Origin of the sequence: Pseudoalteromonas sp. (assembly GCF_036960685.1) — a bacterium.
GTDB lineage: Bacteria > Pseudomonadota > Gammaproteobacteria > Enterobacterales > Alteromonadaceae > Pseudoalteromonas.
Genome location: NZ_JBALXK010000003.1, coordinates 178,663 through 193,531 on the forward strand (window position 1 = coordinate 178,663; position 14,869 = coordinate 193,531).

The 14,869-nt window shown below is 41.3% G+C and carries 14 protein-coding genes; 7 read left to right on the forward strand and 7 right to left on the reverse strand.

What is annotated here, in order from left to right:
* The first annotated feature begins 27 nt into the window (after positions 1-27).
* The gene (cyoE, locus tag V7783_RS04440) at positions 28-912 is read left to right on the forward strand and encodes a heme o synthase (protein WP_064665626.1); all 885 of its coding nucleotides are present in this window, start codon (positions 28-30) and stop codon (positions 910-912) included.
* A 79-nt stretch (positions 913-991) separates the two neighbouring features.
* Here the strand turns inward: cyoE and V7783_RS04445 are convergent, their stop codons facing one another.
* On the reverse strand, positions 992-1,594 hold the full coding sequence (locus V7783_RS04445) for an FMN-binding negative transcriptional regulator (RefSeq protein ID WP_182768367.1): 603 nt from the start codon (positions 1,592-1,594) through the stop codon (positions 992-994).
* On the reverse strand, positions 1,594-2,169 hold the full coding sequence (locus tag V7783_RS04450) for a GNAT family N-acetyltransferase (RefSeq protein WP_335677665.1): 576 nt from the start codon (positions 2,167-2,169) through the stop codon (positions 1,594-1,596). The genes V7783_RS04445 and V7783_RS04450 overlap by 1 nt, the downstream gene beginning before the upstream one ends.
* Before the next feature lie 113 nt (positions 2,170-2,282).
* On the opposite strand from V7783_RS04450, the gene pdxR reads away from it, so the two are divergent.
* Complete coding sequence (gene pdxR, locus V7783_RS04455) at positions 2,283-3,743, forward strand: MocR-like pyridoxine biosynthesis transcription factor PdxR (RefSeq protein WP_335677666.1); 1,461 nt, start codon at positions 2,283-2,285, stop codon at positions 3,741-3,743.
* Positions 3,744-3,769: 26 nt separating this feature from the next.
* Here the strand turns inward: pdxR and V7783_RS04460 are convergent, their stop codons facing one another.
* From V7783_RS04460 to ettA, 5 genes are all read right to left on the reverse strand, one after another.
* Positions 3,770-4,438, reverse strand: a complete 669-nt coding sequence (locus tag V7783_RS04460; RefSeq protein WP_335677667.1) for a hypothetical protein — start codon at positions 4,436-4,438, stop codon at positions 3,770-3,772.
* Between the two features lie 69 nt (positions 4,439-4,507).
* Positions 4,508-5,416 carry a histone deacetylase family protein gene (locus V7783_RS04465; protein ID WP_335677668.1) on the reverse strand — a complete coding sequence of 303 codons (909 nt, stop codon included), beginning with the start codon at positions 5,414-5,416 and terminating at the stop codon, positions 4,508-4,510.
* A 70-nt stretch (positions 5,417-5,486) separates the two neighbouring features.
* Positions 5,487-5,843, reverse strand: a complete 357-nt coding sequence (locus V7783_RS04470) for a PilZ domain-containing protein (RefSeq protein WP_182784785.1) — start codon at positions 5,841-5,843, stop codon at positions 5,487-5,489.
* A 43-nt stretch (positions 5,844-5,886) separates the two neighbouring features.
* The gene (locus V7783_RS04475) at positions 5,887-6,375 is read right to left on the reverse strand and encodes a TlpA disulfide reductase family protein (RefSeq protein ID WP_335677669.1); all 489 of its coding nucleotides are present in this window, start codon (positions 6,373-6,375) and stop codon (positions 5,887-5,889) included.
* A gap of 116 nt (positions 6,376-6,491) precedes the next feature.
* Positions 6,492-8,165, reverse strand: coding sequence for an energy-dependent translational throttle protein EttA (ettA, locus tag V7783_RS04480; RefSeq protein WP_182784781.1), 1,674 nt, complete (start codon positions 8,163-8,165; stop codon positions 6,492-6,494).
* 203 nt (positions 8,166-8,368) lie between these two features.
* Here ettA and V7783_RS04485 point away from each other — a divergent pair, with 203 nt between their 5' ends.
* The 5 genes from V7783_RS04485 (at position 8,369) to metH (ending at position 14,634) form a co-directional block, all read left to right on the forward strand.
* Entirely contained in the window at positions 8,369-8,977 is a 609-nt protein-coding gene (locus V7783_RS04485) for an outer membrane beta-barrel protein (RefSeq protein WP_335677670.1), read from the forward strand.
* 165 nt (positions 8,978-9,142) lie between these two features.
* The gene (locus V7783_RS04490; RefSeq protein WP_335677671.1) at positions 9,143-9,796 is read left to right on the forward strand and encodes a porin family protein; all 654 of its coding nucleotides are present in this window, start codon (positions 9,143-9,145) and stop codon (positions 9,794-9,796) included.
* Positions 9,797-9,988: 192 nt separating this feature from the next.
* Complete coding sequence (locus V7783_RS04495; RefSeq protein ID WP_335677672.1) at positions 9,989-10,936, forward strand: homoserine O-succinyltransferase; 948 nt, start codon at positions 9,989-9,991, stop codon at positions 10,934-10,936.
* A complete protein-coding gene (locus tag V7783_RS04500; protein WP_335677673.1) occupies positions 10,926-11,993 on the forward strand; it encodes a homocysteine S-methyltransferase family protein in 1,068 nt (355 codons plus the stop codon). Before V7783_RS04495 ends, V7783_RS04500 begins: the two co-directional genes overlap by 11 nt.
* A 10-nt stretch (positions 11,994-12,003) precedes the next feature.
* Positions 12,004-14,634, forward strand: a complete 2,631-nt coding sequence (gene metH, locus V7783_RS04505) for a methionine synthase (RefSeq protein WP_335677674.1) — start codon at positions 12,004-12,006, stop codon at positions 14,632-14,634.
* Positions 14,635-14,869 lie beyond the last annotated feature (235 nt).

The window sequence follows — 14,869 nt, forward strand, 5'->3', positions numbered from 1 at the left end:
TTAAAAGCAAAGAATAGGGGACAGCAGATGTTTCGTCGTTATTTAAAGGTCACTAAACCCGGTATTATTATGGGCAATGTGATCTCGGTTGCGGGTGGTTTTTTACTTGCTTCGCGTGGTGATATTGATGGCTGGCTAATGCTTGCTACATTAGTTGGTTTATCGCTGGTAGTAGCCTCTGGCTGCGTAATCAATAACGTGATTGACCGTGATATTGATATTCGCATGGCGCGCACGCGAACACGGGTAACTGTAACGGGCGAAATGTCTGCCAAGACTGCTTTGCTACATGGTACAGCACTTGGCGTATTAGGTTTTGCTCTACTAGTGATTTTTACTAACTGGATTGCAGTGTTTTTTGCTGTGTTTGGTTATGTTATTTACGTGGGTGTTTATAGCTTATATATGAAGCGTCGCTCAGTATATGGCACATTTGTAGGCAGCTTATCTGGTGCTGTACCGCCAGTCGTTGGTTATTGCGCCGTGACGGCACAGTTTGATATTGGTGCATTGATTTTATTGGTAATGTTTAGTTTATGGCAAATGCCACATTCATACGCGATTGCTATTTTTCGCTATAAAGACTACCAAGCCGCACGTATTCCAGTGCTGCCAGTAGCGCACGGTATTGATAAAGCAAAGCACCATATTGTTTTGTATATTGCCATATATGCGTTAGTAGTGATGTTATTAACCATTGGCGGTTATACCGGTATGGCGTTTTTAGCCGTTGCTTGCACCACTAGCTTTTGGTGGTTGTTAATGGCGCTAAGAGGTTATCGACGTAACATTGATATTAGTGGTTGGGCGCGGCAAGTGTTTGCGTTTTCAATCCTTAATATTACTGCTTTGAGCATTGCTATGGCAGTTGATTATCAAAATATTGCACCGCATCTGCTTGCATTTAACTAATTACTAAACCGAGTTAATTCCAAAGTTAACCAAAGGCTCTAAGATCTCCGAGGAGCCTTTTTTCTTTTTTGTAGCATCGCTAATTGATTAACTCAGCAATATTGAGTTTCCCCGCTAACATTAAACTTTGCTTTATGGCTGCACGTATTTCAGCAGGCTTGTTTTGACTAAGTTTAAAATTGCCACGCCAGTGACTAGGAATAAATTCAATAAAGCTTAATTGTTGGTACATTGCATGGCGATGCTGTACGGGGACTTCATCAAGTTGCCATTTAGTTGTATCAGGTTGGGTAAAGTGTTGCTCAAAGTGATCGGTTAGCCGTTTCATGATCAGCTCTTTGTGGTGTTGGTCTTTAACAATACGCACTTCAGTTGTCACATAGACACTCGAATAAAGCCAGCTAGGTAGGATTTTATTTTCTGCGTGAGCGGGCGGCAAATAACAATCATCGCCACTAAATAGTAAGTTCACTGATTGACCATCAAGCAATGATAGTGGGTTGTATTTAGCTACATGGCCGATAAAAATCTCGCGAGTTGAGTCATATAATAACGGCACGCGGCATATATCATTCAGTTGGCTTTGTGTATTTGGCATTAAAATAGTCGCCAGTGGATAGCTATTTACTAACTGTTGTAATTGCTTATTATCATGTTGTTGAAAATGCCTCGCTGGGTACATTATAGCTTTCCTTCTAACTGCGACTTTATTGCCGGCCATTGCTCATCAATAATACTGAACTGGGCGGTGTTTCGATATGAGCCATCAGCAAGTAATCTGTCTTTATAACTAATGCCTTCGAAGCGGGCGCCAAGGCGTGCAATAGCATTACGCGATTTTTGGTTTTGTTCATGGGTATTAAAAGCAATACGCACTAAGCCTAATTCATCGAACGCATATTGCAGTAGCAAGTATTTTGCATGGGTATTTACAAAACTACGTTGCCACTGCTTAGCAATAAATGTGTGGCCAATCTCGGCGCTGCGATTTTGTTTATCTAATCTAAACAACCGTGTGGTGCCAAGAACTTGGCTACTTGCTTTATCCATGATGGCGTAGACGATTTGTTGTTCGGCATTAAATTGTGCCGTATTGATAAACCAATCATCGAGCGTTGCACGGGTTTGAGTGTAATTCATTAACACCCAACGCCATATTTGTGGATCTTGGCCTGCTTGATGCAGCTGCTCTAGATGGCTTTGTGTCAGTGGCTCTAGAGCCAACTTATTGGTTTGATGAATGTGTTTTGTAAACATGATAAAGCCTATACTTTGCTATTTATGAATAACAAAGGTACGCTGCTTTGGTTAGTAATAAACAACCAGTTTTATATTTTTAACTAGACCAGTTTGCTATTGCAGGAGCTAAAGTGCAGCCATTAGATATTCAATTTCATGAGTCACAGCCCGCTAAATATTTGCAACTAGCCAGCACACTCCGCAGAGCCATAATGCAAGGCAAACTTGCGCCTGGAAGCAAGCTAAGCTCAGCGAGAACGATGGCTGACATTTATCAGCTTAATCGACATACGGTGATGAATGCACTGCAATTATTAGTCGCGGAAGGTTGGCTTGAGTCACAAGAGCGCTCAGGTTATAAGGTCACAAAGTCTTTACCGATCGAAAGTAGTATCAATACTTTGAGCACACCAACACTTAAAGCAAACCCCTATCAATTTGCAAAAATATTGGCTGTGCCTGCTGCTGGAATGGATTTAACTGCGTACAAATATAATTTTGCTGGTGGTTTACCGGATCTTGCCAGTTTCCCGCAAAAAGAATTTAAACGTTCCGTTAGTCATGTCTGTAATCATTTAGATATCAATCAACTGCATTATGGGCAAGTCAGTGGTAACGAGCAATTAAAAGCGCATATTTGCGAGTATTTATACAAAGCGCGTAATTTAAACGTAAGCGACGTATTGGTTTGCAATGGCTCGCAAGAAGCACTGTTTTTAATCGCAAAAGCGTTTATAAAACAAGATGATTTTGTCGCAGTAGAAACATTAGGTTACCCGCCGGCAAGGCAAGCATTTGCAGCGTGTGGTGCGCAGCTTATCGATATTAAGCAGGATGAAGATGGCTTATGTGTTGATGATTTAAAAGCTCAACTGGAATGTTATCCAATTAAAATGTTGTACTTAACGCCGCTGCACCAATACCCAACGACCGTGACCTTATCGCCAACCCGGCGTTTGCAAATTTATCAGCTGTGTTATGCCCAGAACGTGATGATCATCGAAGATGACTACGATCATGAATTTCATTATCGCTGTCAGCCATTACAACCTATGGCCGCCGATGACCCCGCAGGCATTGTTATTTACCTATCGACATTTTCAAAGATTATGTTCTCAGCCGCTCGAATCGGTTATATCTGCGCAGCGCCTGAAGTATTAGCACAATTAACCGCCTGGAAGCAGCTGATGAACCATAAGAACGATGTAGTCATGCAATTAGCTGTCGCACACTGGATGAAAGAGGGCGGCTTTGAACGCCATTTAAAGCGTATGACCAAACTGTATAAACAGCGCTATGAAGCGATGGATGATTATCTAACGCAGTTGCAAGCATCAGGCTACCCAATTGAATATAAAAAGCCCGACGGCGGCATGGCAATGTGGGTAAACTTAAATAAAGACACTCAGCATTTAAAAGCACAATTAGCAAAGCAAAGTGTTTACTTGCAAACCGAAGCCGAGTTTTACTTTGCCAACTCAGTACGTAGCTTAAAACCTATAAACTATAGCTATGCCCGGCTTGGTTTTGCAGGGCAATCGAGCGAGGAAATGCAGCAAGGTTTAGGTATTATTATCAATCAGCTTTATTAAATCTGATTTTTATTACTATAGAAAAGTTACTGATAGCTTTCACTATCAAAATAGAGCGGCTTTAAGGTGCCGCAATTGACAAATTTATAGGTGAGCTCACCCACACTCGGGACCAACTGGGTAGTTGAGAACTTTTGCAAACAGGCACTGGTTAGATCGACGTAAATAAGATGGTTAAAGCTCGGTGTTTGGGTGATTTGATGGATATAAATACGTTCATTTTCATTGAGCATGATCATGTCGTATTGCTGCCATTTTGATGCTGGGCTTAACTCATTAAGCTCGCGTGCGTAAAGTAGTTTATTGAAAACAATTGTTCTATTTTCATAAATTAAACTACCGCCATTTCTATAATCACCTTCATACACGTCGGCTGTGATTGTGAGTTCTTCGCCGCGCATTAAACGTTGAATATTAAAAGGCTTGGGCTTGATGGTTACCAGCTCAGCACCTCTGACTACATTTAAAAATGCCACATCAGGGTTTTCAATCTTATAAACCAACTGCACATCGTGAGGTAGCTTATAGGTAGGTAAATTCGCAGCAAAAATACGTGGGCCTTGATTAACGAGGATCATGGCATGCTCGGCTTCGTAAGCTGGGTTGATAGGGGGAAGTTCTTCTTTTCCTGCTTCCTCTTCGGCAGTGGCAATACTCGACATAAATGCAAGTAACATAATAAACAACAGTCGCATAATGATCTCAATAAAGGTATGAATTTAAAGTGTAGTCAAAAATACTGTTTTAGCAGTTTTATACTCAGCTTAAAAACGCGCAGCTTGCTCTACAACAATGGCGTGGCGTTTTGCTAAGCGCAGGTGATCTCTGTCATACCCTCCGCCAATTACGGTTGCCACTGGTGTATTGCTTTCAAGGCAGCGTTTAAGAACCAAGTGATCTCGTTTTTCAATGCCTTGCCAACTAATATCAAGTTTGCCTAGGCCATCTTGTTGCCAAATATCGACACCAGCATCATAAAGCACTAAATCAGGGTTGAGTTCTTTGAGTAGAAAACTCAAGGTATCATCAACAATACCTAAGTATTCATCGTCTTGCATATTGTTGGCTAAACCAATGTCGAGATCGCTGGCTGATTTACGAAATGGAAAGTTCTTTTCACAATGAATCGAGCAAGTATATGCATAAGGTTGGTGTTGCAACATGGCGGCGGTGCCATCGCCTTGGTGTACGTCTAAGTCAAAAACTAATACATTGGTTACTTCGCCTGATTGAATCAGCGTTTGCGCAGTAAAGGCGAGATCGTTGACCATACAATAACCTGAGCCAAAGTCGCTGTGAGCATGGTGTGTACCGCCAGCTAAATGGCAAGCAACACTGTGTTCAAGGGCTAAACGGGCGGTTTGTAGGGTGCCCAATGGGGCGGTAAAAGTACGCGCTATTAGCTGCTCAGACCAAGGTAAGCCAATACGTCGCATGGCTTTTTCATCTAACTGATTATGCCATAAATCATCAATGTAGCTCTCGCAATGCACTATTTTAAGTGGCTCTGCAGTTCCTAATGTTGGTGTGATAAGGTTGTTATTAATTAATCCCAGCGCTTTGACTTGCTTGTATAAATTAGCAAACTTACTCATAACAAACCGGTGGTTAGGGTCAAAGTTAAACGAATAGTTGGGATGGTAAACCAGTGGTAGATGTGGATTTAGCGCCATAGGGAGATTATTTTATTAATTTGTGCCTAGGGTAACCTACTGGATAACTGCAATCCAGTTACTTGCTCATTCAATGGATCAAACACTCAAGCTCACGGTGTAGCAAATCATCATCTGCGAGGTTCAATTCAATTAAGCGTTTTAAATGGGTAATACTATCAATATCGATATGAGTGCACTTTAAGCCAATATGTTGCTGCTCGATATGGCAAATAGTCACTGTCATCGCGATGATAATATCGCTTTGTGGTAGTTTAAAAGCCAAAATAGCATTGCTGTTTTTTGCAAAATCAAAGTCATCACTGCGGCTAATTAACGCACCATTTAATGATATATCAAGCAATTGGCACGGATAACTATGGGTATTATTGGTCAAATGCGCAGGGGTTGAAAATAAAATACGCGTGTAATGTCGACGGTTTTCCATAATTACTCCTTTTAATTGCATTAGCTTGAGTATAGCGTGTTTTTTACTCGCTTGTAGCAAGTTTAGCTGCATGTTCGAGCAAACTAGGATCATTTGGATCCGAAGTGGTGGTAGCCCAGCTAAGTTGGCCCTGTCTATTGATAAATAAAGTAGTCGGTGTACCACGAATGCCAAGTTGGGTTGCAATTGCATCGGCTTTTATGGCCGTTTTAAAATTATGACCGCGCTCAATTAGCGATTGCGCAGGGTTAGCGTCTTCGTCTTCACGAAAACTCACTGCAATAACTTGTAACCCATATTGTTTATATTGTTGGTGGATTTTATCAAGTCCCGGTTGTAGTTTTTTACAGTACGGACACCACGTCGCCCAAAAATGTAAAATATACGGTTTGCCAATTAAATCATCTGTTTTGATCTGACTACCGTCGGCCATAGTTAAGGTAAAAGCAGGTAGCTTGGTTATTTGTTGCGGCTCAGCGGCGAAACTTAATAAGCTCGTGCTCACTAAAATCAGTGCGAATAAGTATTTCATGATGACTTTTTTGTAAAGTGAAGGTACTTAACTAGAAAGGCGTAAGCGTTTATTTCTTTCAAAAATAAAAAGCCCCGCATAAATGCAGGGCTTGAAAGATATTTAGAACCTAGAACTTAACCTATCTTTTTGTACTTAATACGCTTAGGTTGTGTGGCCGCAGAACCTAAGGTCTTTTTAAGCCACTCTTCATATTCAGTGTAGTTACCATCGAAGAAGTTAATTTGGCCTTCGTCACGGTAATCAAGAATATGTGTAGCAATACGGTCTAGGAACCAACGGTCATGCGAGATACACATAACACAGCCAGGGAATTCTAAAATCGCATTTTCAAGGGCACGTAATGTTTCCACGTCCAAATCATTGGTTGGCTCATCCAGCAGGATAACGTTACCACCGGCTTTTAATAGTTTTGCTAAGTGTAAACGGTTACGCTCACCACCAGAGAGGTCTTTAACAAATTTTTGCTGATCGTTCCCTTTGAAGTTAAAGCGACTAACATACGCGCGGCTTGGGAATTCAAAGTTACCAATTTTCAGCACATCTTGACCGTTTGAAATTTCTTGGAAAACAGTGTTGCTGTCATCCATATTGCCACGGAACTGATCAACTGTTGCTAGTTCAACCGTTTCACCTAAGCTAATTTCGCCGCTGTCTTGCTTATCTTCACCGCTGAGCATTTTAAACAGTGTTGATTTACCCGCACCATTGGCACCAATAATGCCAACAATCGCACCTTTAGGTACGGTAAAGCTTAAATCATCAATTAACACGCGATCGCCAAAGCTCTTCTTCAAGTTTTTAACTTCGATAACTTGATCCCCTAAACGTGGACCAGGTGGAATGAATAGCTCATTGGTTTCATTACGTTTTTGATAATCAGACTGCTGCATTTCAGTAAATTGCGACATACGCGCTTTTGACTTAGCTTGACGGCCTTTTTGGTTTGAACGTACCCACTCAAGCTCTTGTGCAATTGATTTTTGACGCGCTTTTTCAGATTTTTGCTCTTGCTGCAGACGCGCATCTTTTTGCTCAAGCCAAGAAGAGTAGTTACCTTCCCATGGAATACCTTCACCACGGTCAAGCTCTAAGATCCAACCTGCAACATTATCAAGGAAGTAACGGTCATGGGTTACCGCCACAACAGTGCCTTCATAATCATGTAAGAAGCGTTCTAACCATGCAACTGATTCTGCATCCAAGTGGTTAGTCGGTTCATCAAGAATAAGCATATCTGGTTTTTCAAGCAATAAGCGGCAGATAGCGACACGGCGGCGCTCACCACCGGATAGGAATTCAATTTTAGCATCCCATTCAGGTAAACGCAGGGCATCTGCGGCGCGTTCTAATACGTTGTCGATGTTATGACCGTCGTGGGCTTGAATAATTGCTTCAAGCTCGCCTTGCTCTTTGGCAAGTGCGTCAAAGTCAGCACCGTCCATCGCGTATTCGTTATACACTTCGTCAAGACGATTTAATGCGTTTTTAACTTCGCTAACGGCTTCTTCCACTGTTTCACGAACTGTTTTACTTTCATCTAAGATCGGCTCTTGTGGTAAGTAACCAATTTTAGTGCCTGGTTGAGGAAACGCCTCACCTTCAAACTCTTGATCAAGACCGGCCATAATGCGCAGTAATGTCGATTTACCAGAGCCGTTTAAACCAAGTACACCAATTTTAGCGCCAGGAAAAAAATGCAAAGAGATATCTTTTAAGATAGTGCGCTTAGGTGGCACAACCTTAGATACTCGACTCATCGAGAAAATAAACTTATCAGGTAAAACCATGGAAGGAGCCTTCAAATAATAATAAAAATTTCAATGTTGTATTGTAGTGGCTCAAAGGTGAAACAGTCAACGAATGGCGTAGCTTTTCAAAGTCAAGTGGGTTGTAAGAAAGTGTAGTAAGTTGTTTTATATTGTATTGGCTTGTTGTTTGGATGTTAAAATGGTTGCATAGTGTTAACAATTGTTTTGAAAAGGAAATTACAATGCAGAAACTCATCTATTTAATAATAACTATTCTAGCAGTGTTATCTACATCGGCTTATGGCCAATTAAACTCTAAGCACCTGTATTCAGGAGGGGCTGTGGGCAATCAAACTCTTAAACATGGAGATAAAGGTTTTACTGATGATTACGATTTTCTAGTCGTGAGTCCAATTATAGGATATCAATTTCATCCGAATTTTAGCATTGAAGGAAGAGCTGGTTTCGCTATTGATAACGATGAATCAAAAGAACACTTTTTCTCATTTGATGATAGTACTGATTATACTAGTTTTAGGAATGAAGCCAAGTTAAATAGTCAATATGGAGTTGCTTTAAAAGCTATTTACCCTTTATTCGACGCTGTTTCTTTTTTTGCTAGTGCAGGTTACTACTATAGTAGCTATAAGATTCGAGGTATTTATGATGCAGAAGGAATATTTTATCCACCACGGTTAAATGCTGATTTTAGTGAGTCGGGTTTAGCTGCCGGATTTGGGGGGCAATATTTTTTGACAAAAAATTGGCAGATTGCAATTGAATATCAGTACTTTGATCAAGACCATAGCGAGACTGAGGCTATCAATTTCAAAATAAACTATCACTTCTAAATTTGAGTTTATTATAGTTTTGGAGTTACTTTATTATATACAGGAGTAATTTTATTATTCACTTTGTGTAATGCTTAAAATTAAATATTGAAAGAGTTTTTATATTCATCTAATAAGGAAGCTTGTAGGGATGGTTAATTTCTCTAGATAATAAAAGGAATGATTATGAAATTAAAATTGTTTACGTGCCTTACTTCGATCATTTTGTGTGGTTACTCTGTTTCGAGCAATGCAGAAATACTCTATGTGAACGGTTTTTATCAAGGTGTAGGGATAGGCTCAACACAAGTTGATGTGTATGAGAGTAATAGCGTTCAATTTACCACATTTTACGGTCGTTTTGGTTATCAGTTTTCACGATACTTTGCATTAGAAGGGCGTGTAGGCTTTGGATTAAATAAAGAGGCAACGCCGCTAAACGGGTTTGTTTATACTCAAAACCAACAGGATGGTTCGCTTACATCAGAATTTATCCGAGGCCAAGTTGATTCTGGACTCAATTTACAAACGAGCATTTTTGTAAAAGCTAACTACCCAATTTCACCTAAAGTTGATGTGTTTTTATTTGGGGGGTATGGCAGAAACAAATTAAGTTACGATGGCGGCGACTTAAGAAAATTTGCAGAAGCAGTAATTGGTACAGATACACAAACTACACTTATTACAGAGCAAAATTATGATGAAGGTGGGGTAACTTTCGGAACTGGGGTTGATTATATGTTGAGCCAACGCTGGCAAGTGAGTGCAGAATATCAATATTTTAATGCTGATCAAGGCGATATTAACGCACTTAATTTATCTGTTAATTATCGTTTTTAAAACCGCATGCGCTACTGACTTTAGTAGCGCAATTAAAAAATATCAAAACAAATATAACTCAATAATTCTAAGCGCTTCTTTCAATTTCGTTTCTATCTTAAAGCTCATTTAGACATCTAAACATCTAGAGGTTGAAATTTCCAGCTATCCGTTCATAATTAGCCATTGGTTAAATATGCCTTGGAGATGAGTATGCCTATTACCGTTAAAGATGAATTGCCTGCAATTGCGAAGTTACGTCAAGAAAACGTGTTCGTAATGCCAAAAAGCCGCGCTAAAAGCCAAGAGATCCGCCCGATGCGCTTGGCGATTTTAAACTTAATGCCTAATAAGGTAGAGACCGAGGTGCAATTTATTCGCTTGCTCGCTAATTCACCCTTGCAAGTGAATGTTGAGCTATTACGTTTAGATACTCATCGCAGCAGTAGCAACTCAGAGCAGCATTTAGACACCTTTTACCGTTATTTCTCTGAAGTGAAAGACAACAACTACGATGCATTACTTATTACTGGCGCACCATTAGCGCATTTAGAATATGACGATGTAGCCTACTGGGATGAACTCAAGGTAATTTTAGATTGGGCAGAGCAGCATGTAACCTCAACATTATTTTCGTGTTGGGCGGCCCACGCGGGTTTATTCCACCACCATAATTTAAAGCGTGAATTAAAAGGAAATAAACTCTGCGGCGTATTTACCCACAAATGTTATTTTGAACATGGCGCATTAACCCGTGGTTTTGACGACACCTTTGTAGTACCGCACTCGCGTTATGGCCATATTGATATTGAAAAAATTAACGCCTGTGATGACTTAGTAGTACTGGCAGGATCAGAGCAAGTAGGTGCTTACTTAATAAAAAATAAATCCGGCAGCCAAGTGTATATTACCGGTCACCCCGAGTATGATGCAGACACTTTAAAAGGCGAGTATCAGCGCGATTTAGAAAAAGGCCCCGATGCGCCATTGCCTGAAAACTACTTTCCAGATAATAACCCAGATAACGAACCGTCGAAAACTTGGCAAAGTCATGCCTTTTTGCTTTTTTCGAACTGGTTAAATTATTATGTGTATCAAACCACACCGTATGATATTAATTTAGTTAGCCAAGCCGTAAGGACTAACAACTATGCCGAATAATTTAGAAAACAAAAGTGTTGAGATAATTGACGCACTCAAACAGCGTATTTTAATCTTGGATGGTGCCATGGGTACTATGATCCAAGAGCATAAATTAGAAGAACAAGATTACCGCGGCGAACGCTTTAAAGATTGGCATGTACTTATTAAAGGCAATAATGATTTACTGAGCCTTACGCAGCCAAAAATTATTGCCGATATTCACCGCGGCTTTTTAAATGCCGGTGCCGACATTATTGAAACCAATACCTTTAACTCGACCACGATTTCCATGGAAGATTACGACATGGCCAGCATCAGCCGTGAAGTAAACTTAGAGTCTGCTAAATTAGCGCGTAGTATTTGTGATGAATTTACCGCTAAAAATCCAGCAAAACCACGTTATGTTGCAGGAGTTTTAGGGCCAACCTCAAAAACCTGTTCAATCTCACCGGATGTGAACGACCCCGGTTATCGCAATGTCACCTTTGATAAGTTAGTCACAGCGTATGTTGAATCAACCCTTGCGTTAATGGAAGGTGGTGTTGATTTAATTTTGATAGAAACAATTTTTGATACGCTTAATGCAAAAGCGGCTTCATTCGCGGTTGAAGAAGCATTTGAGCAAGCCGGTCGCAAGTTACCTGTGATGATTTCTGGCACCATAACCGATGCATCCGGGCGAACATTGTCAGGGCAAACCACCGAAGCATTTTATAATTCGATTCGTCATATTAAGCCGATTTCAATTGGTTTAAATTGCGCGCTTGGTCCAGATCTACTGCGCCAATATGTTGAAGAGCTATCACGGGTTTGCGAAACCTTTGTATCAGTTCATCCCAATGCTGGTTTACCTAACGAGTTTGGTGAATATGACTTAGAAGCACCAGAAATGGCACAAGAAATTATCGATTGGGGTAAGTCAGGTTTTATCAATATTGTTGGCGGTTGTTGTGGTACTACACCTGCACACATTAGGGCTTTTGCGAAAGGGCTTGAAGGGGTTGAACCTCGGCCATTGCCAGAGCTTGAAGTGCGTATGCGCTTATCAGGTCTAGAAGCGTGTAATTTAAATTAAGGTAGCCGAGATGACACAAAAAATAGCAGTATTTACCAACGTCGGCGAACGTACCAATGTGACCGGCTCAGCCATGTTCAAGCGTTTGATCATGGAAGAAGATTACGAGACCGCCCTTAACGTTGCTCGCGAACAAGTAGAAAACGGCGCACAAGTGATTGATATCAATATGGATGAAGCCATGTTGGACTCAAAAGCGGCGATGGTTAAATTTTTAAATTTGATTGCTTCAGAACCTGATATTTCTAAAGTACCCATCATGGTCGACTCCTCAAAATGGGAAGTGATTGAAGCGGGCTTAAAGTGTATTCAAGGCAAGGCAATTGTTAACTCTATCTCGCTAAAAGAAGGTGAAGAGCCATTTATTCGCCAAGCTAAAATTATTAAACGCTTTGGCGCCGCTGCAGTGGTTATGGCATTTGATACCGACGGCCAAGCAGATACAGCCGATCGCAAGTTTGAAATTTGTGAGCGCAGTTACCGCATTTTGGTTGATGAAATAGGCTTTCCGCCAGAAGACATTATTTTTGACCCGAATATCTTTGCGGTTGCCACTGGTATTGAAGAGCACGACAATTACGCCGTTGAATTTATTGAAGGCACGCGCCGTATTAAGCAAAACTTGCCACACTGTAAAGTGTCGGGCGGGGTGTCAAATGTATCGTTCTCGTTCCGTGGTAATAACCCTGTGCGAGAGGCCACTCACTCAGTATTTTTATATCATGCCATTCAAGCGGGCATGGATATGGGTATTGTTAATGCCGGGCAACTCGCTGTGTATGACGATATACCAGCAGAGCTTAGAAAAGCAGTTGAAGACGTTATTTTAAATACCGACCCAGGTGCAGGTGAACGCTTAGTTGAGTTGGCACCAAAATACTCTGGCATGGCACAAGCTGAGCGAGTTGAAGATTTAGAATGGCGTACTTGGCCAGTTGAAAAACGCTTAGAGCACGCATTGGTTAAAGGCATTACCACCTTTATCGATGAAGACACCGAAGAGTGCCGCGCTGCTGCCGATAAACCTATTCATGTGATTGAAGGGCCATTAATGGACGGCATGAACGTGGTAGGGGATTTATTTGGCGCGGGTAAAATGTTTTTACCGCAAGTGGTTAAATCGGCGCGAGTGATGAAGCGCGCAGTGGCCTACCTAGACCCTTATATTGAAGCTGAAAAAGAAGAAGGGGCTACTAACGGTAAAATCGTGATGGCCACCGTTAAAGGTGACGTACATGATATTGGTAAAAATATTGTTGGCGTCGTACTGCAATGTAATAACTATGAAGTTATCGATTTAGGCGTAATGGTGCCTGCTGATAAAATTTTGCAAACTGCCATTGATGAAAAAGCTGATATTATTGGTTTGTCAGGACTTATTACTCCTTCGCTTGATGAAATGGTACACGTTGCCAAAGAAATGAAACGCCGTGGTTTTGAGTTGCCATTATTGATTGGTGGTGCGACTACCTCAAAAGCCCATACCGCCGTTAAAATTGAACCGCAATATGACAAAGGCGTGGTGTATGTAAATAACGCCAGTCGCGCCGTAGGCGTGGTCTCTAACTTATTATCGAAAGAGCATAAAGCTGAATTTTTAGCAAAAACCAGCGCTGAATACGTAAAAGTACGCGAGCAGCAAGCACGCAAAAAACCACGCTCAAAACCGGTGACTATTCAACGTGCCCGCGACAATGCTGCACAACTTGATTGGGATAATTACACCCCACCGGTGCCGAAAAAGCTGGGCGTGACAGAGTTTAAAAATGTCTCGATTGCCACTTTACGACAATACATAGACTGGACGCCATACTTTATGACCTGGTCAATCGCGGGTAAATACCCACGTATCATGACCGATGAAGTGGTTGGCGAGCAGGCGCAAAGCTTGTTTAAAGATGCCAATGAGATGTTAGACGATCTTGAAAAGTCTGGCAGTTTGCAACCGCTTGGCGTAATTGGTTTATTCCCTGCTAACCGTGTGGGTGACGATATTGAAATATACACAGACGAAACTCGCGCTGAACTATTAACTACGTCGTGCCACTTACGTCAGCAAACAGAAAAAACCGACTTTGCTAACTACTGCTTAGCAGATTACATCGCCCCGAAAGGGACACCTGATTACTTTGGTGCATTTGCGGTAACCGGCGGTCTTGAGGAAGATGATCTCGCCGATGCGTTCGATGCACAGCAAGATGACTATAATAAAATTATGGTTAAAGCGGTCGCCGATAGACTCGCCGAAGCCTTTGCTGAGTATTTGCACGAACAAGTGCGTAAAAAATATTGGGGTTTTGCCCCAGACGAAAACCTCGCGAATGAAGATCTTATTCGTGAAAACTATCAAGGTATTCGCCCAGCGCCAGGTTACCCTGCGTGTCCAGAGCACACTGAGAAGAAAAAAATCTGGCAGCTGCTTGATACTGAAAAGCGCATTGGCATGCAGCTCACCAGCTCATACGCCATGTGGCCAGGCGCCGCGGTATCAGGCTGGTACTTCTCTCACCCTGAGGCTAAATACTACGCTGTAGCAGCAGTACAAAAGGATCAGGTTGAAGATTACGCTAAACGTACCAACATGACGCTAGAAGAAGCGGAAAGATGGTTGTCTCCTAATTTGGGGTATGAGCCGGAGTAGGGCAGCTGTAAGTTTTAAGCGATAAGTTGTAAGTAGAAAAGCGAGCCAAATTAGGCTCGCTTTTTTAGTTGATGGCTTTCTATGTTTTAATTGTTACGGAAAATAGTGATAACTCAATTGTTTACATACTAGATGTTAGGTGCAATTATTAAATGGTTAAATGGTTAAATGGTTAAATGGTTAAATGGTTAAATGGTTAAATGGTTAAATGGTTAAATGGTTAAATGGTTAAATG